The sequence below is a fragment of the Geomobilimonas luticola genome (assembly GCF_018476905.1).
GTDB classification, from domain to species: Bacteria; Desulfobacterota; Desulfuromonadia; order Geobacterales; family Geobacteraceae; genus Geomobilimonas; species Geomobilimonas luticola.
The window spans coordinates 29,134-52,183 of the sequence record NZ_JAHCVK010000010.1 but is presented as its reverse complement, the minus strand read 5'-3'; the positions used below and the strand labels follow the sequence as shown (position 1 = coordinate 52,183).

General features: G+C 57.8%; 23 protein-coding genes and 1 tRNA gene. 6 read left to right on the top strand and 18 right to left on the bottom strand.

The annotated features are described in order from the left end of the window. The first annotated feature begins 126 nt into the window (after nt 1-126). Nucleotides 127-567, top strand: a complete 441-nt coding sequence (locus KI810_RS15140) for a thiol-disulfide oxidoreductase DCC family protein (protein ID WP_246525720.1) — start codon at nt 127-129, stop codon at nt 565-567. Between the two features lie 163 nt (nt 568-730). On the opposite strand, the gene KI810_RS15135 is transcribed toward KI810_RS15140, so the two are convergent. The 15 genes from KI810_RS15135 to KI810_RS15065 all read right to left on the bottom strand — a co-directional run bounded on the left by KI810_RS15135 (nt 731) and on the right by KI810_RS15065 (nt 16,372). Next, complete coding sequence (locus KI810_RS15135) at nt 731-2,923, bottom strand: sensor histidine kinase (RefSeq protein WP_214176406.1); 2,193 nt, start codon at nt 2,921-2,923, stop codon at nt 731-733. A gap of 615 nt (nt 2,924-3,538) precedes the next feature. Further along, a tRNA-Met gene (locus KI810_RS15130) sits at nt 3,539-3,615 on the bottom strand. A 106-nt stretch (nt 3,616-3,721) separates the two neighbouring features. Further along, complete coding sequence (locus KI810_RS15125; RefSeq protein ID WP_214176405.1) at nt 3,722-4,504, bottom strand: SPOR domain-containing protein; 783 nt, start codon at nt 4,502-4,504, stop codon at nt 3,722-3,724. Between the two features lie 15 nt (nt 4,505-4,519). After that, nucleotides 4,520-6,202, bottom strand: a complete 1,683-nt coding sequence (argS, locus tag KI810_RS15120) for an arginine--tRNA ligase (protein WP_214176457.1) — start codon at nt 6,200-6,202, stop codon at nt 4,520-4,522. Beyond that, entirely contained in the window at nt 6,202-6,363 is a 162-nt protein-coding gene (locus tag KI810_RS15115) for a hypothetical protein (protein WP_214176404.1), read from the bottom strand. Before KI810_RS15115 ends, argS begins: the two co-directional genes overlap by 1 nt. A 107-nt stretch (nt 6,364-6,470) precedes the next feature. Further along, nucleotides 6,471-6,830: an FtsB family cell division protein gene (locus KI810_RS15110; RefSeq protein WP_214176403.1), complete on the bottom strand. Its 360-nt coding sequence runs from the start codon at nt 6,828-6,830 to the stop codon at nt 6,471-6,473. 11 nt (nt 6,831-6,841) lie between these two features. Continuing rightward, complete coding sequence (locus tag KI810_RS15105) at nt 6,842-7,783, bottom strand: UDP-glucuronic acid decarboxylase family protein (protein WP_214176402.1); 942 nt, start codon at nt 7,781-7,783, stop codon at nt 6,842-6,844. A gap of 3 nt (nt 7,784-7,786) precedes the next feature. After that, nucleotides 7,787-9,139, bottom strand: a complete 1,353-nt coding sequence (locus KI810_RS15100) for a UDP-glucose dehydrogenase family protein (RefSeq protein WP_214176401.1) — start codon at nt 9,137-9,139, stop codon at nt 7,787-7,789. A gap of 65 nt (nt 9,140-9,204) precedes the next feature. Further along, the gene (gene rsmA / locus KI810_RS15095) at nt 9,205-10,032 is read right to left on the bottom strand and encodes a 16S rRNA (adenine(1518)-N(6)/adenine(1519)-N(6))-dimethyltransferase RsmA (RefSeq protein ID WP_214176400.1); all 828 of its coding nucleotides are present in this window, start codon (nt 10,030-10,032) and stop codon (nt 9,205-9,207) included. After that, nucleotides 10,029-11,060, bottom strand: a complete 1,032-nt coding sequence (tsaD, locus tag KI810_RS15090) for a tRNA (adenosine(37)-N6)-threonylcarbamoyltransferase complex transferase subunit TsaD (protein ID WP_214176399.1) — start codon at nt 11,058-11,060, stop codon at nt 10,029-10,031. Before tsaD ends, rsmA begins: the two co-directional genes overlap by 4 nt. A gap of 222 nt (nt 11,061-11,282) precedes the next feature. Then, nucleotides 11,283-12,599 (bottom strand): PhoH family protein, encoded by a 1,317-nt coding sequence (locus KI810_RS15085; RefSeq protein ID WP_214176398.1) that lies wholly within the window; start codon nt 12,597-12,599, stop codon nt 11,283-11,285. 22 nt (nt 12,600-12,621) lie between these two features. Continuing rightward, a complete protein-coding gene (locus KI810_RS15080) occupies nt 12,622-12,888 on the bottom strand; it encodes a hypothetical protein (RefSeq protein ID WP_214176397.1) in 267 nt (88 codons plus the stop codon). A 14-nt stretch (nt 12,889-12,902) separates the two neighbouring features. Further along, a complete protein-coding gene (locus KI810_RS15075) occupies nt 12,903-14,045 on the bottom strand; it encodes an aminotransferase class V-fold PLP-dependent enzyme (protein WP_214176396.1) in 1,143 nt (380 codons plus the stop codon). A gap of 70 nt (nt 14,046-14,115) precedes the next feature. Continuing rightward, nucleotides 14,116-15,237, bottom strand: coding sequence for a right-handed parallel beta-helix repeat-containing protein (locus tag KI810_RS15070; protein WP_214176395.1), 1,122 nt, complete (start codon nt 15,235-15,237; stop codon nt 14,116-14,118). Nucleotides 15,238-15,304: 67 nt separating this feature from the next. Beyond that, nucleotides 15,305-16,372, bottom strand: a complete 1,068-nt coding sequence (locus KI810_RS15065) for a sensor domain-containing diguanylate cyclase (protein WP_214176394.1) — start codon at nt 16,370-16,372, stop codon at nt 15,305-15,307. Between the two features lie 258 nt (nt 16,373-16,630). On the opposite strand from KI810_RS15065, the gene KI810_RS15060 reads away from it, so the two are divergent. Continuing rightward, nucleotides 16,631-18,856 (top strand): vitamin B12-dependent ribonucleotide reductase, encoded by a 2,226-nt coding sequence (locus KI810_RS15060; protein ID WP_214176393.1) that lies wholly within the window; start codon nt 16,631-16,633, stop codon nt 18,854-18,856. 82 nt (nt 18,857-18,938) lie between these two features. Here KI810_RS15060 and KI810_RS15055 read toward each other — a convergent pair whose 3' ends face one another. Next, nucleotides 18,939-19,109 (bottom strand): hypothetical protein, encoded by a 171-nt coding sequence (locus KI810_RS15055; protein WP_214176392.1) that lies wholly within the window; start codon nt 19,107-19,109, stop codon nt 18,939-18,941. 121 nt (nt 19,110-19,230) lie between these two features. On the opposite strand from KI810_RS15055, the gene KI810_RS15050 reads away from it, so the two are divergent. Beyond that, complete coding sequence (locus tag KI810_RS15050) at nt 19,231-19,452, top strand: hypothetical protein (protein ID WP_214176391.1); 222 nt, start codon at nt 19,231-19,233, stop codon at nt 19,450-19,452. Between the two features lie 8 nt (nt 19,453-19,460). Here the strand turns inward: KI810_RS15050 and KI810_RS15045 are convergent, their stop codons facing one another. Further along, nucleotides 19,461-20,126 (bottom strand): flavodoxin family protein, encoded by a 666-nt coding sequence (locus KI810_RS15045; RefSeq protein ID WP_214176390.1) that lies wholly within the window; start codon nt 20,124-20,126, stop codon nt 19,461-19,463. 235 nt (nt 20,127-20,361) lie between these two features. Between KI810_RS15045 and KI810_RS15040 the strand changes: the two genes are divergently transcribed. Further along, the gene (locus KI810_RS15040) at nt 20,362-21,447 is read left to right on the top strand and encodes a hypothetical protein (RefSeq protein ID WP_214176389.1); all 1,086 of its coding nucleotides are present in this window, start codon (nt 20,362-20,364) and stop codon (nt 21,445-21,447) included. 18 nt (nt 21,448-21,465) lie between these two features. After that, entirely contained in the window at nt 21,466-21,951 is a 486-nt protein-coding gene (locus KI810_RS15035; protein WP_214176388.1) for a PaaI family thioesterase, read from the top strand. A 118-nt stretch (nt 21,952-22,069) separates the two neighbouring features. Here KI810_RS15035 and KI810_RS15030 read toward each other — a convergent pair whose 3' ends face one another. Further along, nucleotides 22,070-22,423: a phage holin family protein gene (locus KI810_RS15030; protein ID WP_214176387.1), complete on the bottom strand. Its 354-nt coding sequence runs from the start codon at nt 22,421-22,423 to the stop codon at nt 22,070-22,072. A gap of 170 nt (nt 22,424-22,593) precedes the next feature. Between KI810_RS15030 and KI810_RS15025 the strand changes: the two genes are divergently transcribed. Then, entirely contained in the window at nt 22,594-23,046 is a 453-nt protein-coding gene (locus tag KI810_RS15025) for an NUDIX hydrolase (RefSeq protein ID WP_214176386.1), read from the top strand. Nucleotides 23,047-23,050 lie beyond the last annotated feature (4 nt).

Here is a 23,050-nt window from a genome sequence, read left to right as displayed (position 1 = left end):
ATGCCAGGAAGTCGCATTCAAGAACCGGCCTGCTGAAGGGGGAATGCGCTCGACAAGGGGAAATTTCCGGGCAAACTTCATGTATCTGTCGTTTGTTCCTGTTATATCGCTCCTAAGGAGGAGGCCATGGATAAAATGTGGGCGTCCCCACCCTCTTTTCCTCTGCAGATTTTTTTCGATGGCTCCTGTTCTGTCTGTGCAGCAGAGATGAAGGTCTATCAGAACAGGGGACACGCCGGTCGCCTCCAGTTCGTGGACATCAGTGCGCCGACGTTCGATCCGACACCTTACGGTATCACGCTGGATGCGTTCATGCACGAAATGCACGCCATCGACATGGCGGGACGTGTCTACCGTGGAGTGGACGCATTCCGGGCGATCTGGCAAGCCTTTCCAGCCTCCAGCTGGTACGGGCTGGTTGGTGCTCTGGTCGCTCTCCCCGGCGTGCGTCTCCTGGCCCGGTCTGCCTACTGGTGTTTCGCCCGAATCAGGAGATTTCTGCCCAAAAATCGCGAGGCGTGCAAGGATGGACCATGCAAACTCGACCGGAATGTACCTCCCCCATGAGAGCACTCTCATCCCATCTGTCATTGCTTGCCCGAAACGCAACTTGCTGCCACGCAAAAAAACAGGTTAGCCTATTAAACTAACCCGTCGTATTATAATCTTAATGCAGACCATTTTCGGGTCTGTTTTACCATCTGCTAAACCTTGCCAGATAAGCATTGCCTCATGTTACGCGCATTACATCGTCTGTGCTATTATCAACGCCACCATATTCGCTATGATTAGTTTTCTTCGCAACTGGTAACGTGATATAAAAAGTACTCCCCTTCCCAAGTTCACTCTCGACCCAAACTCGTCCACTAAGTGCAGTAACAATTTCCTTGACGAGCGCTAACCCAAGGCCTGTTCCGTTTGCCCGACGGCTGGCTTTATTGTCTACCCGATAAAATATGTCGAAGATCTTATCCCGTAATTCCGGTTGAATTCCTATCCCTTCGTCCTTTACCCATAGAGTAACGCTATCCTCTTCCAATTTTGCACCAAGGTTGACCTCACCACCGTCAGGTGAATATTTTATGGCATTTGAAAGTAGGTTGTTGAATGCTTGGTGTAGCAATAGCTCGTCGCCTAATACCAGCGGTAAGTGAGAGGGCAAATCCGCAACAATGTGATGTTTAGCAGACGGGCTTGCAAAAAGTGCGGCTGTTTCAACCACTATTGGTCTGATATCAATGGATTTAAAGTTATAGGTATTCCGTTTGGCTTTAAAACGTTGCATGTCGAGAAAACCACTGATCAAGTCATTGAGACGATTCCCTTCCTTATACATAATACCGAGATAATCTCTCATCTGCTCTTCATCTACTGGGTTTTCCATTACAAACTGTAGATAACCGAGCATTGCTGCCAACGGTGTACGCATATCATGACTCACAGCTGATATCATTTCATCTTTACAGCGATCCAACTCTTTGCGCTCGGTGATGTTAAGTGTAATACCGAGTAGAGAAACGACGTCTCCGCTATCGTTTTTAAGTGGAACAGCATGAGCTTCAAGCCAAATTTGACGGCCTTTTGCTCCTGTAATTTTAAATTCAAAACGTCTGTTGTTGTCATTGAAAACATCTTTGTGCGCAGTTTTATAAACTTCCAGATAGTCAGGGTCGATAAACGAATAGAGCGTTTTGCCTTTAATCTGATCTATAGACTCCAATTGAAACATGTCAAGTCCTGCCCTGTTCATCATGAGAATGGTATCGTCTGGCGCAATCAGCTTTACGCATTCCGGTTCATTTTCGATAATGGTGCTCAAGAATTTTTGGCTTCCTTGCAGTGCCTTTTCTCGCAAAGCAACCTGGTGTGCCATTGTATCAAATGCCTGACCTAGGCTCCCCAGTTCTCCTCCTGATATATGGTCGGAGACCTTGAAGTCGAGATCACCACTAGCCAGCCGTTGGGAGGCACGTTGCAATAACGTGATTCGATCAATGATCGAGTGCTTGCCAATGACGAACGCCAAACCGAATGCAAGTAAGACGAAAGACAACAATGTTGACAGATTGATGATTAACGTTCTGTTTGCCTTAGCTAAAGCATCCTTCTGTGATATTCCCGCTCTCACATACATATACGGACGCTCTTCTCCCGGCAACCACAATTTCCGATATGTAGAGATCCGTTTATCTCCGTCACGGCGCACAAACACAAAGCTCTCCGTATCAGGACCTTCCTCCATTTTCTTCAAGGCTTCGAGAGGCAGGGGCTTTCCTATGAGTAAGGCGGAGTCTTTTCCTCTGTTTACGATAATCCCCTTATGGTCAACAAGAACATAGTTCGCATCTTGAGACAATCGAGCACGTTCCAAGATGGAGCGCATAGCATCAAGATCAAAACCGACAACAACAACCCCTTTGAATTCATTATTCTCCACAAGAGGATAAGCCATATGTATGGTAGGTTTTTTAGTTGCCTTGCCAATAGCATACTCACCTGACGAAAACCGTAGTGTTCTCTGAGCATTTATAAAATAGCGCCTATCATTTATTGCATCCGATTTATTTACTGGAACTGCAGATGCCCAGACATAACCCGTAGCGTCTGCAAGCAGTATGTTGATATATTTTGGATTTTCTTTGTGGATATTAGCAAGAATAGATTGTGTTTTATCAATGTTACGGTTTTTTACTTCGGGAAGATCTGCTAATAACATGCACAACAGTTTAGCTTCATTTGTAAGGCTTTCCTGCCGAGTTGCCAAACTGTCGGCAAGCTTTTGCGACTCAACTGTTGCATCATCGTAAGCATCAGCTCGTTGCTTGAACCCCGAATAGACGATTATACCCAACGCGGGGAGCGTCAGCAGAACGGCCAATATAATCATCTGTTTTTGTATCGGAAAGTTCAAAAATTTAGTCATGGCTATTCATTTCACGATAAAGTTGGACATCGACTTGTTCTGACAAACAGAATACCATACCTCATAAAAAACATACCCTAAATTGCATCAATATAAGACTTCACAATACAAAAAAGGACGTAAAAAGGGGTTAGCTTGCCAGCTAACCCCTCTAAATTTGGTTGGGGGACAGTGTTACCTTCGGGTTTCTATGACTCGGATCTCGAATGATCATTTTAGTCTTTTCAAAATGATCGTGAGAGACCGAACAAGGCAAAGCCTTGATGACTCTACGATCAGTACGTAGCCGCATAAAAAAACATACCATATCAAACCATCATGGTCACGTTCTAAGAAAGTTTCAGCAGGTGGGATCGGATTAGCGGGCCTTGGAAGATATGGACCTCCCAAGGCTAGGAAGAACCTTCAGAAGTATCTTTTATATAGGATTAGGATTGGATATTGGCAGGATGTCTAAGAGTGTAATCAGTGGCAGTAAAATACATGAAATCACACATTACCAATAGCTATGTGTAATCGTATGGTTACATGGCTTATTGATACCAAGTCCCGACACTTGTCACGACAGGATAATGAAAAAGGGGTCACGCAATCAGCGTAACCCCTTGGCAATATTGGTTGCGGGGACAGGATTTGAACCTGTGACCTTCGGGTTATGAGCCCGACGAGCTACCAGACTGCTCCACCCCGCGTCAATTGAAGTTAGATTTGTACCATACCCATTCACGCACTGTCAACCGAAAAGTTCCACCGTTGACATTTTTTTGTGTGACTTGTCCCGGAGCGAAGCGGCCAGAGTTATTCCGGGATGGTCATGGCCCCTTTGCCGGCTTTTGTTGCAAGTTCATTGGCCGCGGACTGCTCCAGACCGCGTCCGACACGGACCCGGTACCAGACCCCCTTGTCCTGCAGGTGCGACTCGACTATGTATGCCGGCATCCCCCGCGCAACCAGGCGGTCCCGGACCGCCTCAGCTTCCTTGCGATCCTTGTGGGACGCCACCTGGACCGAGAAGGTCTCCCTGGACTGGGCGGGCTTGTTCCCGCCAGGTGGAGGGGCAGAGGGTGTTTTTGTCACGGCGGCCGGCTTGGGAGGCTCTTCTTTATCCCTGGTGTCCTGGGGCTTGACGGCAGACGGCGCCTTGGCCGGAGGCGACGCAGACGGGAGCACGGCTGCCGGCCGTGATTGGGCGGCAGGCACCGGCGGAGGCGGAATGACCGGATTGGCGGTCAATGAAGGTCCCGGAGTGTGGGGATTGAGTCCGCTTCCAATGACGGCCCTGCTCCCCTTGGGAAGGGTTTCGTAAAAGGTAAGGGGCGGCTCCCCCGTCTTTTGTGCAACCGGAACTGGAGGCTGGGTCTGAGCATCGGTCGCCGGTTGCCCCGGTTGGCCGGGAACCGCTTGTTGCTGAGCTACTGCAAGCTGGGACCGTTTTGGACGGAACACCAGCCATCCGGTCGCCAGTCCCGCACCGAAGGAAACCGTGATCGCCAGGGTGATAAGAACGGCGAAAACGTTCAATGGTTGCTTGCGCGGCCGGTTTTTGCTGACCGGCTTCCGTTCCCTGTAATCCAGAACCATACGACAGCCGCCTGTCTACATTTTTTCCGGGGCAGATATGCCGAGGATGGTAAGTGCGTTACGAAGCGTCTGCCGGATGCAGTGGAGGAGGAACAGACGGGCGATGGTCAACTCACGGTCTTCGGTAATCACCCGGTTCTTGTTATAGAACGTATGGAACTGGCCGGCCAGTTCCTGGAGATAGTAGGTTATGCGGTGGGGTTCGAAATTCTGGGCACTTCCCTCCACCGTTTCCGGAAATTGGTCGAGAAGCTTGATAATCGCCATCTCTTCGGCAGTGGAGAGACGGGACAGGTCAACCTTCTCCGCTTCGGGCGAAGGATAACCCTTCTCGGCTGCATTCTCGAAAATGCTGCATATCCGGGCATGGGCGTACTGTACATAGTATACAGGGTTGTCGAGAGTTTGCTGCTTAGCCAGGTCGATATCGAAAACCAGCTGGGAGTCGGGTTTGCGCATAACGAAGAAATAACGGGTTGCGTCACGCCCCACCTCGTCGATGAGGTCGCGCAGGGTGACATAACTCCCCGCACGCTTGGATATCTTGACCTCCTCGCCACCCCGCATGACTGTAACCATCTGGTGGAGCACGTACTCCGGCCACCCTTGGGGGATCCCCGCGTCCAGCGCCTGAAGGCCGGCCCGGACCCGGGTGATGGTGCTGTGATGGTCGGCCCCCTGCTCGTTGATGACCCGGCCAAACCCCCGTTCCCATTTCCCCAGGTGGTAGGCGACGTCGGGCACGAAGTAGGTATAGCCGCCATCGGCCTTGCGCATCACCCGGTCCTTGTCGTCGCCGAAGTCGGTGGTGCGGAGCCAGAGTGCGCCGTCCTGTTCGTAGGTGTGCCCTTTGGCGACAAGCCGCTTGACCACCCCCTCGACCTTCCCCGTCGAATAGAGTTCAGACTCCAGCGAATAGACGTCGAAATGGACGTCGAAGGCCGTCAAGTCCTGATCCTGCTCACGCCGCAGGCAGGCAACGGCAAAGCGACGGATGGCATCCAGGTCTTGCGGGTCGCCGACCGCGGTAACGTGCTGGTCGTCTGCATCCACCGTTTCCCGAGCGAGATAGGAGCGAGCCACATCCCGTATGTAATCACCCTGGTACCCGTCGGCGGGCCAGCGCGGGTCATCGGGCTCGATCCCGAGACAGCGGGCCTGCACCGAGAGCGCGAGGTTGCTGATCTGCTGTCCCGCGTCGTTGTAATAGAACTCGCGGGTCACATCCCAGCCGGTGGCGGCAAGCAGCCGGCAGAGGGTATCGCCGATGGCCGCACCCCGACCGTGGCCAATATGAAGGGGACCGGTCGGATTGGCACTGACGAACTCAACCTGAACCTTTTTGCCCACGCCGCTTCTGCTCTTGCCGTACTCGCTACCGGCCGCGGCAAGCGGCAAAAGAGTCTGGCGCCAGGCATCGTCCTTGAGATGAAAATTGATGAAACCGGGCCCGGCAATCTCAACCCGGCCGAAGATGTCGGCCGTAGCCAGACGAGGCACCAGAATTTCCGCCACAGCACGCGGAGCTTTCCTCTCCCCCTTTGCCAGCTGCATAGCCACGTTGGTGGCAAAGTCGCCATGCTCGGCGTGTGCAGGGGTTTCTATGACTATCGCCGGCAGCTGTCCGGACTGGAGCGTACCATCTGCCATGCACTCCCCCAGCACCTTTCCAACCAGCTCACGCACTACATTTCGCATCATTCCTCCTGCTTCGTCTGTTCTGCCGTATCGCTTTCCCCCCGCAGGGATATGTCACGGGTGAAGTCGGGACAACGTGCCCCGCCGTCGGGAACGCAGAATTTCTTGGCACAGTTCTCCCGCCAGGCACATATGGCACAGAACTGTCGTTTGTCATTCATAGGCTCACCATTTTGTCGTACGTGATTGAAGACGTTATGACCACAAAGCTTTCGCCACAAAGGGGCACAGAGGAAACCGAAAGCCGTCTCCTCCGCGTCCTCTGTGGTTAACGCTTCGTTGTTGCCGATGGTGGCATCGCCACCGGGGCGCTGTTAGTCGGCGGAGGTGTCGCTTTGCTCGGATCGGCTTTTTCCTGGCTCGGGAACTGGTAGATGACCTCGTTCGGCCGGACCAGCCCGAAGTCACGCCGGGCAATGCTTTCCAGATAGCGGCGGTCCGACTGCAAGGCTTCGATCTCCCGCCGGAGGCGGTCATTCTCAGCCTTCAGCTCCGTCACCCGCTTTTCCATCTCCTGCTTGTCCTTGGAGAGATGGTAGATCCGCAGCAGGCCGCGCTCGCCGAACACGGTGAAGAAAAGGATGAACAGGATGACACCGGCCGGGATGAAATACATCCGCTTGCGCATGGGGACCCCGCTCAGGACTTCGCTCCCTTCAGAAGTGCGGCAAAATAGTCGATGGTCTGCTTAAGCCCCGCCTCCACATCGACCGCCGGTCTCCAGCCGAGCCGGCTGCCGGCCAGACTGATGTCGGGCTGGCGCTGCTGGGGATCGTCTGCAGGGAGGGGTTTGAAGACGATCTTCGACCGGGAACCGGTTAGACTGATGATTCGTTCGGCGAACTCCAGGATGGTGGTTTCGGCCGGGTTCCCCAGGTTGACCGGACCGACGAAGTCTTCGCACTCCATCATCCGCACCATCCCCTCCACCAGGTCGTCAACGAAACAGAAGGAACGGGTCTGCCCCCCCCTGCCGTAAACCGTCAAATCCTCACCCTTGAGGGCCTGGACGATGAAATTGGAGACGACCCGTCCGTCGTTTACGGCCATCCGCGGTCCGTAGGTATTGAAGATGCGGATGATGCGGACATCCACGCCATTCTGGCGGTGATAGTCCATCATCAGGGTCTCGGCCACCCGCTTCCCCTCGTCGTAGCAGCTTCGGAGCCCGATGGGGTTCACGTTCCCCCAGTACTCCTCGGTCTGGGGATGGACCTGGGGGTCGCCGTATACTTCGGACGTGGATGCCTGGAGTATCCTGGCCCGCACCCGCTTTGCCAGTCCGAGCATGTGGATGGCGCCGAGGACGCTCGTCTTGATGGTTTTCACCGGATTGTACTGGTAGTGGATCGGCGAAGCCGGACAGGCCAGGTTGTAGATCCGGTCCACCTCCAGCAGTATCGGCTGGGTAATATCATGGCGGATCAGCTCGAATCGCGGCTCCCCCAGGAGATGGGCGACATTGCGCTTGGTCCCGGTGAAGAAATTGTCGAGACAGAGAACGTCATGACCGTCCCGCACAAGCCGCTCGCAGAGATGGGAGCCGATAAAACCGGCGCCGCCGGTGACGAGAACACGCATGGCTTATTTTCCCTCCGCGGCGATGCCGTTGCGACCCAGGGGGAGGTAGCGGAAGCCGTAATCACGCATCCGGCTCAGCTTGTAGAGATTACGGCCGTCGATAATGAACGGCTCTTTGAGTTCCGCCTTTATTCGGTCGAAATCGGGGTTGCGGTACTCGTTCCAGTCGGTGATGATCACCAGGACATCGGCATCGGCAAGGATATCGTACTGATTGGTGCTGTAGGTGATCCGGTCGCCGAACTGCTTCTTCGCCTCCGCAAGCGCTTCCGGATCGTGGGCACGCACCGTTGCCCCCTGTGCAAGCAGGTTTTCGATGATGGTGATCGCCGGCGCTTCCCGCATGTCGTCGGTCCGCGGCTTGAACGAAAGCCCCCAGCAGGCCACGGTGCAACCCGCCAGCGGCCGGTCCTTCGAGGTATCGCCGAGGGTCTGCTGCACCTTGTGGGAAAGGACCTGCTTCTGCCGCTCGTTCACCTCCTCCACCGCCTTGAGCAGGAGAAAATCGTAGTCATTTTCTTCAGCGGTCCGGATCAGCGCCTTCACATCCTTGGGGAAGCAGGAACCCCCATAGCCGGGACCGGGAAAGAGAAAGTCGTAGCCGATACGAGAATCGGAGCCGATCCCTTCGCGGACGGCCGCAACGTCGGCACCCATCCGCTCGCAGAGGAGCGCCACCTGGTTCATGAAGGAAATCCGGGTGGCGAGCATGGCGTTGGCAGCATACTTGGTCATCTCGGCGCTCCGGATGTCCATGACGATCAGCCGGTTATGCTTGCGCATGAAAGGCTCGTAGAGCTCCTTCATCAGTTCTGCGGTCCGGACGTTATCCGTGCCGATCACCACCCGGTCCGGCTTCATGAAGTCCTCAATGGCCGCCCCTTCTTTGAGGAATTCGGGATTGGAGACAACGTCGAACTCCAGGGAGGTCCCCCGCTTGTCCAACTCCTCCTGCAGGGCGGCGCGAACCTTGTCGGCGGTCCCCACCGGCACCGTCGACTTGTCGACGACAATCTTGAAGCTTTCCATATTGCGGCCGATCTCGCGGGCCACGGCCAGGACGTACTGGAGATCGGCCGAGCCGTCCTCCCCCGGCGGAGTGCCGACGGCAATGAAGTTGATGAGCGAGCTTTTCACCGCCAGGGGGACGTCAGTGGTAAAGGAAAGCCGTCCCTCTGCCTGGTTGCGGAGCACCAGTTCCTTGAGCCCCGGCTCATAGATAGGGATGATTCCCTGCTTGAGCCCTTCGATCTTGGCCTGGTCGACATCGACGGCGACAACGGTATTGCCGCTCTCGGCAAAACAGGCGGCAGCCACCAGCCCAACGTAGCCGGCACCGAAAACACAGATTTTCATGGAATCCTCCCGAATGTAATCAAGCGAGTTTTATATCACAAAGAGGGGCCCGCATGCCACCCTTTTCATGGCGCTACAGCCGCTTCCACGGCATTCGCAAGACGGGCGAACTCTTCCAGGGAAAGGGTTTCACCGCGCCTTCCCGGTTCGATACCGCAACCGGCGAGAACGTCCCGCAACTGTTTCTCCTCCGCCATGAACTGTGCGGACTTCAGGCAATTCCAGAGGGTCTTGCGCCGTTGGCTGAAGGCAGCCTTCACGACACGCCGGAACAGCGCTTCATCCCTGACCGCAACCCGGGGTTCGGGAAGCGGTACGAGCCGCAGAACGACTGAATCGACCTTGGGCGCCGGGAAAAACGAGCCCGGTTTGACGAGAAATTCCCGGCGGATGTCAAAATGGAGCTGGCAGAGGACCGACAAGACCCCGTACTCCTTGCAGTCAGGGGGAGCGGCAAGACGCTCTCCCACCTCTTTCTGGAGCATGAGCACGAGACGGGAGAAGAGGTGGCGGTGCTCCATGAACTGGAACAGAACGGGGGTGGAAATGTTGTAGGGAAGGTTGGCGGCAACCTTCCAGTGCCCCGACCAGCGGGTACGGAGCAGATCGGCAAGGTCCGCCCGGAGGATATCCGCTTCCACGATTTCAACCGTCCCGTTGGCGGCAAATTCCCGGCGCAGGAGCGGCACCAGTTGGCGATCCAGCTCCACGGCCACCACGCTGGCGGCTTGGGCGGCCAGGAGTCGTGTCAGCGCTCCCTGCCCCGGACCGACTTCGAGCACATGGTCATCCGGTGCAAGCTCTACCGCATCTACGATGCGGGCCAGAACGTTCCGGTCCGTAAGGAAATTCTGCCCAAGGGCTTTTTTCGGCCGTATCCGCTCCATTGTCATTCCGCCGTCCGCCGGGCCGTTATGCTGTCGAGGGGCCAGACCGCCAGGGCATCGAGCCCCAGTTCACTTTCCATGCCCTGCTCAAGGTAGTAATCAGCCGGTACGGCCAGCATCGCGGCATTATCCGCACAGAGTGGCGGCGAAGGGATATGCAGCTCTATGCCACGCGCGTCGGCCAGACGCGCCATCTCCCGCCGCAGGGCGCTGTTGCACGCCACCCCGCCGGCAACCACCAGTCTGCTGCAACCGGAGTCCGTCAGCGCCGCGGAAGTTTTAGCAACGAGTACATCACAGACGGCTGCCTGAAAGGACGCACAGATATCGGGAAGCCGCTGGTCTTCAGGTCCGCTCAGGGGATATTTCTGCAGATGGGTCAGAACCGCCGTCTTGAGTCCGCTGAAACTGAAGTTGCAGCTACCGTCATGGAGGAGGGGGCGGGGAAACCTGACGGCCGCCGGGTTACCATCAACCGCCAGACGGTCGATGAGCGCGCCACCAGGATAGGGGAAGCCGAGGAGCTTGGCCACCTTGTCGAACGCCTCGCCGGCCGCATCGTCGATGGTCTGCCCGAGGGTCAGGTAGCGGCCGAAGCCGTCCACCCGATAGAGGTGGGAATGACCGCCGGAAACCACGAGCGCGAGAAAGGGAAACTCAACCGGCCGTTCCAGAAAAGAGGCGAACAGGTGCCCTTCGATGTGGTTGACACCGACCAGGGGGAGCCGGTTGGCGAATGCCAGCGCCTTGGCGGTGGAAAGTCCTACCAGTAGAGCACCTGCAAGTCCTGGCCCTTGGGTCGCTGCTACCCCCTGCAGGTCGGGAAACCAGACACCCGCCTGGCGGAGCGCCTGCTCCACCACCGGGACCACCGCCTCCAGGTGCCGGCGGGATGCGATCTCCGGCACCACCCCGCCGTATTCGGCATGGACGGCAATCTGGGAGGCGACAACGGACGAGAGCACCGTCCGTCCATCCCGCACCACCGCGGCAGCAGTCTCATCGCAGGAAGATTCCAAGGCAAGCAGAAGCATAAATTCCGTTCAAGGTTCAACGTTCAAGGTTAAAAAAAATGCGGGGCGTTCAACACGCCCCTGTGAATTCAGCTCTTGAAGTATTTGACACACGTTCTCTCCAAGAAACGCGATTTTTGGCCAAGGTCAAGGCGGGCGAGAATTTGGGCGGAGGCGTACTGGAGGTACGCCGCACAACCAAATACGCAGCCCAACGCAGAGATTGGGCAAAAGGCGCGTTTCTCAAAGAAGGTTGGCGGCGAGTTCGGCCAGATCCGACCTCTCCCCTTTCATCATCGTCACATGCCCCGCAATGGCCTGCTCCTTGAAGCGCTCCACCACGTAGGTAAGGCCGTTGCTGGAGGAATCGACGTACGGGTTGTCTATCTGGTACGGATCGCCGGTCAGGACGATCTTGGTCCCTTCGCCGGCCCGCGTGACGATGGTCTTGATCTCGTGGGGGGTCAGGTTCTGTGCCTCGTCGACAATCATGAACTGGTTCGGAATGGAGCGCCCCCGGATATAGGTCAAAGGCTCGATCTCCATGAGCCCCATGGCCATCAGCTCCTTGTAACCCTTGCTGTGGCGTTTTTCTCCCTCGTGTCCCGTAAGAAGCAGTTCCACGTTATCGAAGATCGGCTGCATCCAGGGGGTCAGTTTCTCCTCGATGTCGCCCGGAAGAAACCCAAGGTCCCTTCCCATGGGGAATACCGGGCGGGAAACGAGCAGCCGGTTGAAGACATTTTCCTCCGCGGTCTTCTGGAGACCGGCGGCGATCGCCAGGAGGGTCTTGCCGGTTCCCGCCTTCCCCACCAGGGTTACCAGCTTGACATTGTCGTCTAGGAGCGCATCCAAGGCAAATGCCTGCTCCCGGTTGCGGGGATGGATGCTCCAGATGCCTTCCCGCCCTACCTTGCGCAGCGGCACGAGCCGGCGCTGGCCGGCATCGTAGCGGCCGATGGCGGTATGGGAGGCATTCAAGGCATCCCGCAGGGTAACGAACTGGTTGGGGAGGTACTCGCCGTTGAGTTCCGCCCACCCCTGCCCATGAAAACGGTCGATCAGGTCGGGCTCCGCATCCAGTTCCACAAAACCGGGGTAGAGCTCCTCGATGGCCACCTTGTCCGATTCGTAATCTTCCGCCACCAGGCCGATCGCATCGGCCTTGATGCGCAGGTTGGTATCCTTGGTGACGAAGATGACCGGCAGATCGGCGTTGCGTTCCTTGACGTCCACCGCCACTGCAAGTATGCGGTTGTCCCCCCGCTCTTCCCGCAGTTCCGGGGGGAGGCGCTTCATGACCCGCTCTTCGTAGATTTCAACCCGCAGAGTGCCGCCGCTCTCCAGGGTAAGCCCTTCGGCGAGGGATCCCTTCTTCCGGAGATCGTCGAGATAACGGGAGACCTGCCGGGCATTGCGGCCGGTCTCGTTCATGTCTTTCTTGAACCGGTCGATCTCCTCGATGACGGTGATGGGGATGATGATGTTGTTTTCTTCGAATTTGAAGAGCGCCTGGGGATCGTAGAGCAGAACGTTTGTGTCGAGCACGAAATTTTTCATCGGTACCTTTCTTCAGAGGAAATCAGCGGTCGGCAAAATGAAGCTGCAGCCCCTGGCTGGTGGCCAGGATCTTGATATAGATCAGGCGGTCCCGGTACTGGGCTTCGAGGACAACCTCCCCTTCCCGGTTGAGGGCTGCAAGCACGCTTTCCGGCGACTCCTTGATGGTGTAATAATTGTAGATGCCGGTCTTGTAAAGTTCGTCCTTCGTGACCGGCCGTTCCGGCGGCAGCGAACACCCGGCTAACAGCATAAGGAAACAGAGCAGTGTCAACACTCCCTTTCTCATCACTTCCCCCTTGTTTATCGTTTCACGATGGTATGAAGCGCCTGCAGGAACAGGTCGATATCCCGGGCGGTGGTGAACCAGCCGGGACTTACCCGCACCGTCCCCGCCGGATAGGTACCGATGGTCTGGTGGGCCAGGGGAGCACAGTGAAGCCCGACCCTGACGCTGATGCCGAAATCCCGGTCGAGGTGGAATCCGATCTGGGATGGATCGTGACCGGCGACCGTAAAAGAGACGACACTCCCCCGGCGTTCCGGCTCGGCGGGGCCGTACAGGGTGACACCGGGAGTCGTGCCAAGCCCTGTGACGAGCTGGTCGACCAGGGCCGTCTCGGCCGAACGGATGGTAGCCCGCCCGATGGATTCGATGAATTCGATGCCTGCCAGCAGTCCGGCAATCCCGGGGGTGTTGAGGGTGCCGCTTTCCAGTCGTTCAGGCATAACCGTCGGCTGATCAAGCCCGCTGGAATGACCGCCGGTCCCCCCCACCATGAGCGGTGTCAGCTCGATCCCCGCAGCAACATACAGAAATCCGGTCCCCTGGGGGCCGAGCAACCCCTTGTGCCCCGGTGCCGCCAGAAGATCGACAGACATCTCCCCCACGTCAATCGGAAGCGAACCGGCACTCTGGGCGGCATCCACCAGAAGGAATACGCCGGCCCCCCTTGTAACGGCGCCGATTTCGGCCAGCGGCTGGATGGTCCCCGTAACGTTGGAGCAGTGGGAAAGCGCAACCAGACGTGTGGCGGGACGCAAGGCATCGGCGACTTGCCGGCTGTCGATGCAGCCACGCCCGTCGGCCTCCAGCCAGGTAACGTCTACCCCCCGCTGTTCCGCCACGTGCAGCGGCCTGGCCAGGGAGTTGTGCTCCATGGTGGTAGTGATGACGTGCTCGCCCGGCCGGAGCAGGCCGCTCACCGCCAGGTTGAGGGATTCGGTGGCGCTGTGGGTAAAGACGATGCGTTCCGAATCGCCGGCTCCGATCAGCGCGGCAACCGCTTCCCGGGCACGGAAGATCAGCCGGCCGGCCTCCAGGCCGCGGCGGTATCCACCCCTGCCGGGGCCGACCCCTATTTCGCGGAGGGCATGATCGACAGCCTGGTAGACCGTATCCGGCTTGGGAAAGGAGGTGGCAGCGTTGTCAAGGTAGACCGACATAGGGCAAAACTATCATGTCAGGGGTCAATTGGCAACCGCTTTCGGGATGTGCCCGCCGTTGCCGCAGTGGTCAAAGACCGGTGGTGGCACTCTCAGACAGGTAGGGGCTGTACCTGACCTTCCCGCGGCTCCCATCCTGGTGTCCACCGAAAATACGCTTGCCGACGCCGGTAGCCGGAACTCCGCCCCACCAGTTCCCCAGAGCCGTGAAATCGTCGCTGCCGTCATTGGAGAGATCGTACTCGCCGTTGGCGCTGAAACTGTTTCCCCAGGCAACGCTGCCGCCGTCGGCCACCCGAAGACCGGCCCGGCCGTTACGGGAAATGTCGTTGCCGCTGACTTTCAGCCTGGACCTGTCGAGGCTGAGACCGTCACCGGTGTTCTTTTCTATCCTGCTGGCGGCAATCCCGCCTTCACAGGAGGTCAGCCGCAGACCGACGCCGTTACCGGCGAAGCTGCAGCCACTTATCCTGAGACGGCAATCATCGGCCACAAGCCCCGCCTCCCCGTTGCCGGCAAACGTGGAACCGGACAGAAACAGTGAAGTTCCTGCCGTGACAACTCCCCGGCGATTACCGTTAAAAGCGGCCTCCCGAAGGTCGATCTCGCTTCCCTTCAGCACCATCCCCGTAGTGCATTCGCTCGCTCCGCCGCCTATAATGACTACTGAACTGTCCTTGACCTCGGCCCCGATGCGACAGGCGGTAAACCGGACATGCTTCAGGGTCAGGCTGGAGAACAGCACCTGACAGCCGGTCACCGCACCTTCCACCCGGCAGTGCTCCAGCAGGTTCTTCTTTTCGGTGGCCAGAAGCACGATACCGTCCCAGTCACCGGCAGATGCCCCCTCGAACGTCGAGGTGAAAAGTATCGGCCTCTCCATGCTGCCGTTGGCCAGAATGCGTCCGCGCACGAGAAGTGAAGCTCCTCCCCCCTCGCTGCCTTCAGCAGGGCGGAACCGGACGACGGTTCCCGGATCGATGGTCAGGGTCGACTGGGGGGCGATGGTTACCCCCCCCTCGACAAGCACCTCGCCACGCCAGGTAACGTCTTCGGTCAGCACCTGATTCCGGTAACTGACCGTGGGGGTCCGGGTGGCGACGGTGCGCGGTGGAGTGGCGGCAACTGCCACTACATTCAATAACCCCAGAATGAAAACAACCGGCAGCAGCCGGCAGATGATTACTTTCATACTCTGTTCCATGGATAGCTTCTCACGTTAGACTAGACCATAAATTAACAATAAGCGCAAAGGGGAATCAGTCCTTCGCACCCTCCCCATTCACCTGCTCACAGTATACCCGGTTCTTTCCTTCTCCCTTTGCCCGGTAGAGCAAGGCATCGACCTTGTTGAACAACTTGTCCCGGCCGCTGCCGTTTTCGGGATAGGCGACCACGCCGACACTGACGGTGACGCCATGGCTGGCAATCCCCTTGAGCGCCGTAACGGTCTCCCGTTCGACACGCTCACGCAGTCTCTCAGCCACCTGGATGGCGCTCTCCAGCCTGGTTTCCGGCAACAGCACGATGAACTCCTCGCCACCGTAACGAAACGCGAAGTCGACCCTGCGCAGGGTCATGGTTACGATCTCGCCGATGGCGGCCAGAACCAGGTCACCGCAGGCATGGCCATAGGTGTCGTTGAATTTCTTGAAATCGTCCACGTCGAGCATGATCATGGATAGCGGTTTCTGATAGCGCTTGGCCCGCCCCAGTTCCTGGGGGAACTGCTGCTGGAAATAACGATGGTTGTGGAGGCCGGTCAGCGCATCGGTGATGGCCATCAGCTTGGTACGGTTGTGGAGCTTGGCGTTGTAGATGGCCATGGCCGCGAAGGAGGAGAGAACCGAGAGGAGATTGAGCTTCTCCCGGTCGAACTGACGGGGGACAAAATCGTCGAGATAGAGAACCCCGACGGTTCGTTTCTGGATCACCAGCGGAACACAGATGAGGGATCGGATACCCTCGTTGAGGGCGATGGGATTATTGAAGAACGGCGTCTCGAGGGTGTCTTCGATGAAGAGTATCTCGCCTGCCGAGAGCACTTTTTGCGTAAGCCCCCCCGGGTTGACGTCCCAGCGCTCCGTCTTGATGAAATTTGCCGACAGGCCGGCATGGGCATGGAGGGAGAGTTCCATCTTCCGATCATCATAAAGGGCCACACTACCGGCGGGTGTCTCGGAAAAACGCATGGCGCTCGTCAGGATGGCCTGCAGCACCGTATCGAGATCAAGGGTCGAAACGACAGCCCGTGCCACTTCAATCAGGTCTTTGAGCGCCTTAACCTGGGCCTCCAGCGAATCCTTGCAGTTGGTGCAATCGGTCATGAAAGTCCTCATCACATGCTGAATGACACAACGTTTCTAACACAATTGAACCACATTGTAAATGCAATCTCACGCTCTGGAGCGGTGTTGCAAAATATTGCGAAATCTTATCAAGAGGTTACGAAATTAATCTTAAATCCCTTGACAGGCCATATATGTTGTGGTTAATTTCACACCGTGCCACAAAATGTTGGGTTAAGTTCCTCTTAATATTCAACTGCTATGCACCAATTTCCCGCATAAGGAGACACGTAAACCATGGGTAAAACAAAGGCAAAGGGAGCGATTCCAGGATTGACGAAAAACGCACTGACCGTTCTGGAGAAGCGCTATCTGAAACGGGACAAGGAAGGACGAATCCTGGAGACACCGGTGGACATGTTTCGCCGGGTCGCTGAAACCATTGCCTCGGCTGACAGCAGCTTTGACAAGAAAGCCGACGTAGCAGGGCTTGCCGACAAGTTCTACGCCATGATGACCAATTTCGAGTTTCTTCCCAACTCCCCCACCCTCATGAACGCAGGGCGGGAACTGGGCCAGCTCTCCGCCTGCTTCGTCCTTCCGGTGGGGGACTCCATGGAGGAGATATTCGACGCGGTCAAGTATACCGCCCTGATCCACAAATCCGGTGGCGGTACCGGCTTCTCTTTCTCGCGACTGCGGCCCGCCAACGACCAGGTCCGCTCCACCTCGGGCATCTCCAGCGGTCCTATCTCGTTCATGCGCGTCTTCGATGCCGCCACCGAGACCATCAAGCAGGGTGGCACCCGGCGCGGCGCCAACATGGGAATCCTGCGGGTGGACCACCCGGACATCATGGACTTCATCATGTGCAAGGCGGACCAGCGTCACCTCAACAACTTCAACATCTCCGTCGGCATAACGGAAGCGTTCATGGAAGCGGTGGAACACGATGCCGATTACACCATCTTCAACCCCCGCAGCAACGAGCCTGCCGGCAGCCTCAACGCCCGGAAGGTCTTCAGCCGCATCGTCAAGCAGGCCTGGGAGAACGGCGAACCGGGGATCATCTTCCTCGACCGGCTCAACAAGGACAACCCCACGCCCCACATCGGCGTCATCGAATCCACCAACCCCTGCGGCGAACAGCCGCTTCTCCCCTACGAGTCGTGCAACCTGGGCTCCATCAACCTGGGGAAAATGGTCAAAAACGGCGCGGTTGACTACGACAGACTGGGGGAGATCGTCCGGCTCGCCGTGAACTTCCTCGACAACGTCATCGAAGTCAACAATTACCCCCTCCCCCAGATTTCCGAGATGACCCGGGCCAACCGGAAGATCGGTCTCGGCGTCATGGGGTGGGCGGACATGCTCATCCTCCTTGGCATCCCCTACGGCTCCCCACAGTCCATCGCCCTCGGGGAGAAGGTGATGAAGTTCATCAACGACGAAGGGCACGCCGCCTCCCGCGAGCTCGCCAGGAAACGGGGCGCCTTCCCCAACTTCAAGGGATCCAGCTATGACCGGCCGGGTGAAGCGCCTATCCGGAACGCCACCGTCACCACCATAGCCCCCACGGGGACCATCTCCATCATCGGCAACACGTCCTCCGGCGTCGAACCGCTCTTCGCGGTCTCCTACGTACGCCAGGTGCTGGACAAGAACATCCTCGTCGAGGTCAACCCGATGTTCGAACAGGTGGCCAAAGAGCGGGGCTTCTATTCTGAAGCGCTCATGCAGCGGATCGCCGAACACGGCACCGTCCACGACATCATGGAAATCCCCGAGGACGTGCGCAGGGTATTCGTCACCGCCCACGAAATCACCCCGGAAGAGCACATCGAGATGCAGGCGGCCTTCCAGAAATACACCGACAACGCCGTCTCCAAAACCGTCAACTTCCCCAATACCGCCACCATCGAGGATGTGGAAAAAGTCTACCGGCTCGCCTACCAGAAGGACTGCAAGGGGGTAACCATCTACCGTGACGGTTCCCGGGACGAACAGGTTCTCTCCACCGGCAAGAAGGAAGAGAAGGCAGCCCCCGTGCACGAGGACAAGTCGGCCGTCAAGCGGGACCGCCCCAAGGCCCTCAAGGGGTGGACCTACCAGATGCAGACCGGCTGCGGCCCGCTCTACGTCACCATCAACGAGGACAAGACCGGTCTCTTCGAACTCTTCACCACCATGGGGAAGGCAGGAGGGTGCGCCGCTTCCCAGAGCGAGGCCATCGGCAGGATGGTCTCCCTGGCCTGGCGGAGCGGCGTCCAGGCGCGTCAGGTGGTCAAGCAGCTCCTCGGCATCTCCTGCCACTGCCCGTCGGGGTTCGGCGACAACCGGGTCCTCTCCTGTGCCGACGCCGTCGCCAAGGCGATCCAGGCCCACATGGTCGCCAGCGGGTACGACACCAACCTGGAACAGGCGGCACCGGAGCGGGGCGCCTGCCCGGAATGCGGCGGGGTGGTGGAGCACGAAGGGGGCTGCGCGGTCTGCCGGGTCTGCGGCTACAGCGAGTGCGCCTAGGACGTAACTTGGATAAACGACAAAGCCCCGCAAGCGATGCGGGGTTTTTTTTATCCGTTAACTCTGGGCACCTGCGCAGAGGCTACCACTTTGCACCGCACTCCCCGCACACGACGGCATTCACCGGCAGCTCGCATCCGCACTCCGCACAGGCGTTGTCCCATTCGGGATGCCCGGCGGCAATGGCCCGCTGCTTACCCTCCAGACGCCGCACCTCCGCCTCCATCTCGTCATTGTACTGCGATTCGAACATAATTCACACCTTAGCGTCGGCAGCTGCAACCCCATGCACAGCCGCCCCCCAATAACAGGTTGACATTAATCTTAACCCTGACTATAACCATTTTTAACGCCACGAAAAATGGAGAGAAAAAATGCCCGGCTCCTATCCCGACCCCCGGTCCTATGCCGATGCAGCCCTGCACGCGCTTGAGCAGGCCTATGCGGAGAGTCCCGACCCCCATACCAGTTCGCTGATCATGACGGCTATGGAAGCGATCAGACGCCTGACGCAGGAGATAAAGAGTGTCGGCGTTGCCGAGGGTGGGCTGGAACTCGACCCCCATGAACTCAACGATTTCAACTCCGCTATCTGACTCCCATTCTACCCTTTGTTCCGCCAGTACTCCCGCTCAAAGGGCCAGTACTCCTGCATGTACCCTACCACCCCCTGCATCCTGGCTCTGAACGCCTGCCGGAACGCATCCTGTTCGGGGAATTCCCGCTTTTCACGGACCGCAGCGCAAAGTGCCCTGCCCAGTTCCCGCGCCCTTCCATACAGTTCGTCCTCGTTGGGAAAGGTGCGCACTCCGGCCTGAGGAGAACCAACGCTGCCGACCGTCAGCGCTCCCAAGGTCCCTGCAACATGCGCCATGTAGGCGAGCACCTCATCGTCACCGCCACTCCCCGAGGTCTCCACGAGCGCCGTGTACTTGCCGTCAAGAGCCATACAGTGAATGAGACCGTTGCAGCGGTCGAAGAACGCTTTCATCTGAGCGGTGACACTGAAGATGTAGTTGGGGCTGGCGAGAATGAAGGCATCGCACCCCAGGAGCTGCTCCTTTATCGATTCATAGTCGTCCGGCAGGGGACAGATGCCAGTCCTGTGGCAGGCATCGCATGCAACGCAGGGTTGCATCCCGGCCTGGGCCAGAGAGACAACCTCCACCTCGCCACCCTCAGCGTGAACGCCAGCCAACACCTCTTCCAGCAGTCGCCCCGTGTTCCCCTGCATGCCGCGCGGGCTGCCAATAAGAGCAAGAATTTTCATCGGTACTCCCCTTCCCGGATTAAATTGCCACCATTCATGGCGGCGCGCTGACATTCTGCCCCAGTTGTCCGCCACCCGCAAGGGATTTCCGCCGCATTTTCCCCCTTGCCTCGCCCCACCGGAAAATGGTATATATATCAAGCCTGTGAACCACAGGGGACGCCTCCTGTGGTTTTTATTTTGTCCGGAACGTGAGCCGTTATCGACGCTACGCCTTCCCTCCAAGGAGTCTTTCGTGAAGCACCAGCTTTCCCCCCCTTTCGTCAGGACCTGTATCACCCTGTTACTTGCTACGCTTGCCCTGACCGGCTGCGAAACCCAAAACACCACGCAGCCTCCGGCAACAAGTACCGCAAGCACCCCGACACCTTCGGCAGTTCAGGCCCAAAACACCGCCGCATCCCGCAAAGCGACAGCATTTGCCGCGCAAACCTCTGCCGCGCACAAGGCCCCCAAGATAAAGTACAATGCTGGAGAAGACCCCGATTTTGCCAGCAAATGCGGTTGGCCGGTTAAGTGCCCGACGCCTCTCCCCGGCTCGATCCTGCCCCAGAAGCGAATCGTTGCCTACTACGGCAATCCCCTTTCCAAGAAGATGGGAGCGTTGGGAGAATTTCCCAAGGACGACATGCTGCGCCGCCTGAAGGAAGAAGCGGCCCGGTGGGAGAAAGCGGACCCCTCTACCCCGGTACAGCCGGCGCTACACCTGATCGCAGTCGTGGCACAGGGTGAGCCGGGCAAGGCGGGCAAGTATCGGATGATCATTCCCGACGCCATCGTAAACCAGGTGTACGGTTGGGCCAAAGAGGCGAACGCCATCCTGTTCATCGACATCCAGACCGGGCACGACGACATCCGGACCATACTCCCCCGCTTCGAATGGCTGCTGAAAAATCCGGACGTGCACCTTGGGATCGACCCGGAATTCAACCTTATTGCGAGCAAGAAGAAACCGGGGACCAAGATCGGCACGTATGATGCGGCAGACATAAACTATGCCTCCGGTTACCTGAAAGACTTGGTAAAGAAATACAATCTCCCCCCCAAGGTGTTCGTCGTGCACCGTTTTACCCGCAACGGCGTGACGAATTCCCGTAACATCGTGCTGCGCCCCGAGGTGCAGATCGTCATGAACATGGACGGCTGGGGCGCCCCCTGGCTGAAGCGGGATTCATACAAGGATTACGTGGTTGCCGAACCGGTGCAGTACACCGGCTTCAAGCTCTTCTACCACAACGATACGAAGAAGGGGGATCCGCTGCTTACTCCCCAGGACGTGCTCAAACTCCACCCGAAGCCGGTCTATATCCAGTACCAATGATTCTAGAGAGGAATTCCCATGGGAAATAACGAAGTCCAGGGACACTGGCCCGGCTCCTGTTTCGGCTGTTCAAGCGGAAATCCAAAGGGACTTCAGCTCCGCTTTTCCCACACGGATGAAGGATGTGTAACCAGCTGCACGATTCCCGACACCTACTGCGGTTTCGAAGGACTGGTTCACGGCGGCATAATCGCCACGCTGCTGGACGAGGCGGCGGGATGGTCGCTGTTTGCCCGCATCGGCCGGCTCGGCGTAACCAGGGAAATGACGACCCGCTACCTGAAGCCGGTGCCTACCAACACGGAAATCCGGGTGGAAGGGACAATCATGAGCAGCGACGACCGGAGCGCCGTCGTCCGCTCCACCATCCATTCAACCGACGGTACGTTACTGGCGGAAGGTGAGAGTACCTGGGCATTCCCGCGACTCGGGAGGATAGCCTCTCTGGCGAACGTGCCGGAGGGGGCATTGCAGCAGTTCCTCGACGACTGTTGCCGGAAATGAAGTCCCCCACAGCCAGACAAATCTCTCCCTGCCTCACAATGGAAAAGCCTGCTTACGCAGGCTTTTCCATTCACGATACTCTCCAGCCGACCATGGGTTGGCCAGAACCGACACCTCGTTACCTGTTGTCGTTCGAACCGATGAAGAGGCTTAACAGGAAGCTGACGATGCTGAAGACAAAAGCGGCAATGAAGGCCTGTCCGAAGCCGGCGACATGGAATCCGCTGACCAGCAGGGACGCCAGGTAGAAGAGAAAAGCGTTGATGACCAGGGTGAAGAGACCGAGGGTAACCACCGTTACCGGCAGGGTGAGAAAGATGAGGATCGGCCGGAGAAACGCGTTCAGAAGCCCGAGAACGACGGCGGCGGCAAAGACGGTCATCCAGTTGTCGAGGGATACCCCCGAAACAAGATGGGCTACGACAAGGAGCGCCGTGCTGTTGATGATCCATCTCACAATCAATTGTTTCATGCCATCTCCTCCCGGTGGACAGGGAGCACTCTATCCTGTATCGCTCCCCGTCCGGTAACCTTACCACAATCGCCCGCGGATGGCGACTGCCTAAATCATCACGACGATGACCGCGTGGACACCTGTCGCGGCCATGCTACCATTGATGCATCACTCTAACGGGGATATTCATGGACAATCCGAGACATATCGTAGTCGTCGGCTGCCTGGTGCGCAATGACAGTGGCGAGGTGCTCCTCGTACGCCATCGCAAGCGGGGGTGGGAGCTCCCCCAGGGACGGATGGAGGAAGGTGAGGACCTGATTACCGCCCTTCACCGGGAGGTGCATGAAGAGACCGGCGTCACGATTGAATCCGCCATCCTTGCCTGCGTCTGGTCGAAACTGTCCCCACCCGCCGCCCTCATCTGCACCTTTATCGCCCGTCATGGAGCAGGAGTCCCGCGCCCGAGCGAGGAAACACCCGAAGCAGGCTGGTTCCCCACCGACGAAGCGCTCGCTCGTGTCACCCACCCGGTGACCCGTGACCGTCTCCTGGCACTGCTCGACTTTGGGGGAACGGTGAAATTCCACGCCTACACCACCTCCCCCTACCAGGTGCACACCACCGACCGGCCGGAGTGATACA

What these genes read in the sequence shown, in the direction of transcription:
- KI810_RS15080 (WP_214176397.1), bottom strand. Translation starts at nt 12,888, where the DNA reads ATGAGAAAGGGAGTGTTGACACTGCTCTGTTTCCTTATGCTGTTAGCC.
- KI810_RS15075 (WP_214176396.1), bottom strand. Translation starts at nt 14,045, where the DNA reads ATGTCGGTCTACCTTGACAACGCTGCCACCTCCTTTCCCAAGCCGGAT.
- KI810_RS15045 (WP_214176390.1), bottom strand. Translation starts at nt 20,126, where the DNA reads ATGAAAATTCTTGCTCTTATTGGCAGCCCGCGCGGCATGCAGGGGAAC.
- KI810_RS15070 (WP_214176395.1), bottom strand. Translation starts at nt 15,237, where the DNA reads ATGAAAGTAATCATCTGCCGGCTGCTGCCGGTTGTTTTCATTCTGGGG.
- tsaD (WP_214176399.1), bottom strand. Translation starts at nt 11,060, where the DNA reads ATGCTTCTGCTTGCCTTGGAATCTTCCTGCGATGAGACTGCTGCCGCG.
- KI810_RS15135 (WP_214176406.1), bottom strand. Translation starts at nt 2,923, where the DNA reads ATGACTAAATTTTTGAACTTTCCGATACAAAAACAGATGATTATATTG.
- KI810_RS15115 (WP_214176404.1), bottom strand. Translation starts at nt 6,363, where the DNA reads ATGAATGACAAACGACAGTTCTGTGCCATATGTGCCTGGCGGGAGAAC.
- KI810_RS15085 (WP_214176398.1), bottom strand. Translation starts at nt 12,599, where the DNA reads ATGAAAAATTTCGTGCTCGACACAAACGTTCTGCTCTACGATCCCCAG.
- KI810_RS15065 (WP_214176394.1), bottom strand. Translation starts at nt 16,372, where the DNA reads ATGACCGATTGCACCAACTGCAAGGATTCGCTGGAGGCCCAGGTTAAG.
- rsmA (WP_214176400.1), bottom strand. Translation starts at nt 10,032, where the DNA reads ATGACAATGGAGCGGATACGGCCGAAAAAAGCCCTTGGGCAGAATTTC.
- KI810_RS15140 (WP_246525720.1), top strand. Translation starts at nt 127, where the DNA reads ATGGATAAAATGTGGGCGTCCCCACCCTCTTTTCCTCTGCAGATTTTT.
- KI810_RS15060 (WP_214176393.1), top strand. Translation starts at nt 16,631, where the DNA reads ATGGGTAAAACAAAGGCAAAGGGAGCGATTCCAGGATTGACGAAAAAC.
- KI810_RS15035 (WP_214176388.1), top strand. Translation starts at nt 21,466, where the DNA reads ATGGGAAATAACGAAGTCCAGGGACACTGGCCCGGCTCCTGTTTCGGC.
- KI810_RS15125 (WP_214176405.1), bottom strand. Translation starts at nt 4,504, where the DNA reads ATGGTTCTGGATTACAGGGAACGGAAGCCGGTCAGCAAAAACCGGCCG.
- KI810_RS15050 (WP_214176391.1), top strand. Translation starts at nt 19,231, where the DNA reads ATGCCCGGCTCCTATCCCGACCCCCGGTCCTATGCCGATGCAGCCCTG.
- KI810_RS15105 (WP_214176402.1), bottom strand. Translation starts at nt 7,783, where the DNA reads ATGCGTGTTCTCGTCACCGGCGGCGCCGGTTTTATCGGCTCCCATCTC.
- KI810_RS15025 (WP_214176386.1), top strand. Translation starts at nt 22,594, where the DNA reads ATGGACAATCCGAGACATATCGTAGTCGTCGGCTGCCTGGTGCGCAAT.
- KI810_RS15030 (WP_214176387.1), bottom strand. Translation starts at nt 22,423, where the DNA reads ATGAAACAATTGATTGTGAGATGGATCATCAACAGCACGGCGCTCCTT.
- argS (WP_214176457.1), bottom strand. Translation starts at nt 6,202, where the DNA reads ATGCGAAATGTAGTGCGTGAGCTGGTTGGAAAGGTGCTGGGGGAGTGC.
- KI810_RS15110 (WP_214176403.1), bottom strand. Translation starts at nt 6,830, where the DNA reads ATGCGCAAGCGGATGTATTTCATCCCGGCCGGTGTCATCCTGTTCATC.
- KI810_RS15100 (WP_214176401.1), bottom strand. Translation starts at nt 9,139, where the DNA reads ATGAAAATCTGTGTTTTCGGTGCCGGCTACGTTGGGCTGGTGGCTGCC.
- KI810_RS15055 (WP_214176392.1), bottom strand. Translation starts at nt 19,109, where the DNA reads ATGTTCGAATCGCAGTACAATGACGAGATGGAGGCGGAGGTGCGGCGT.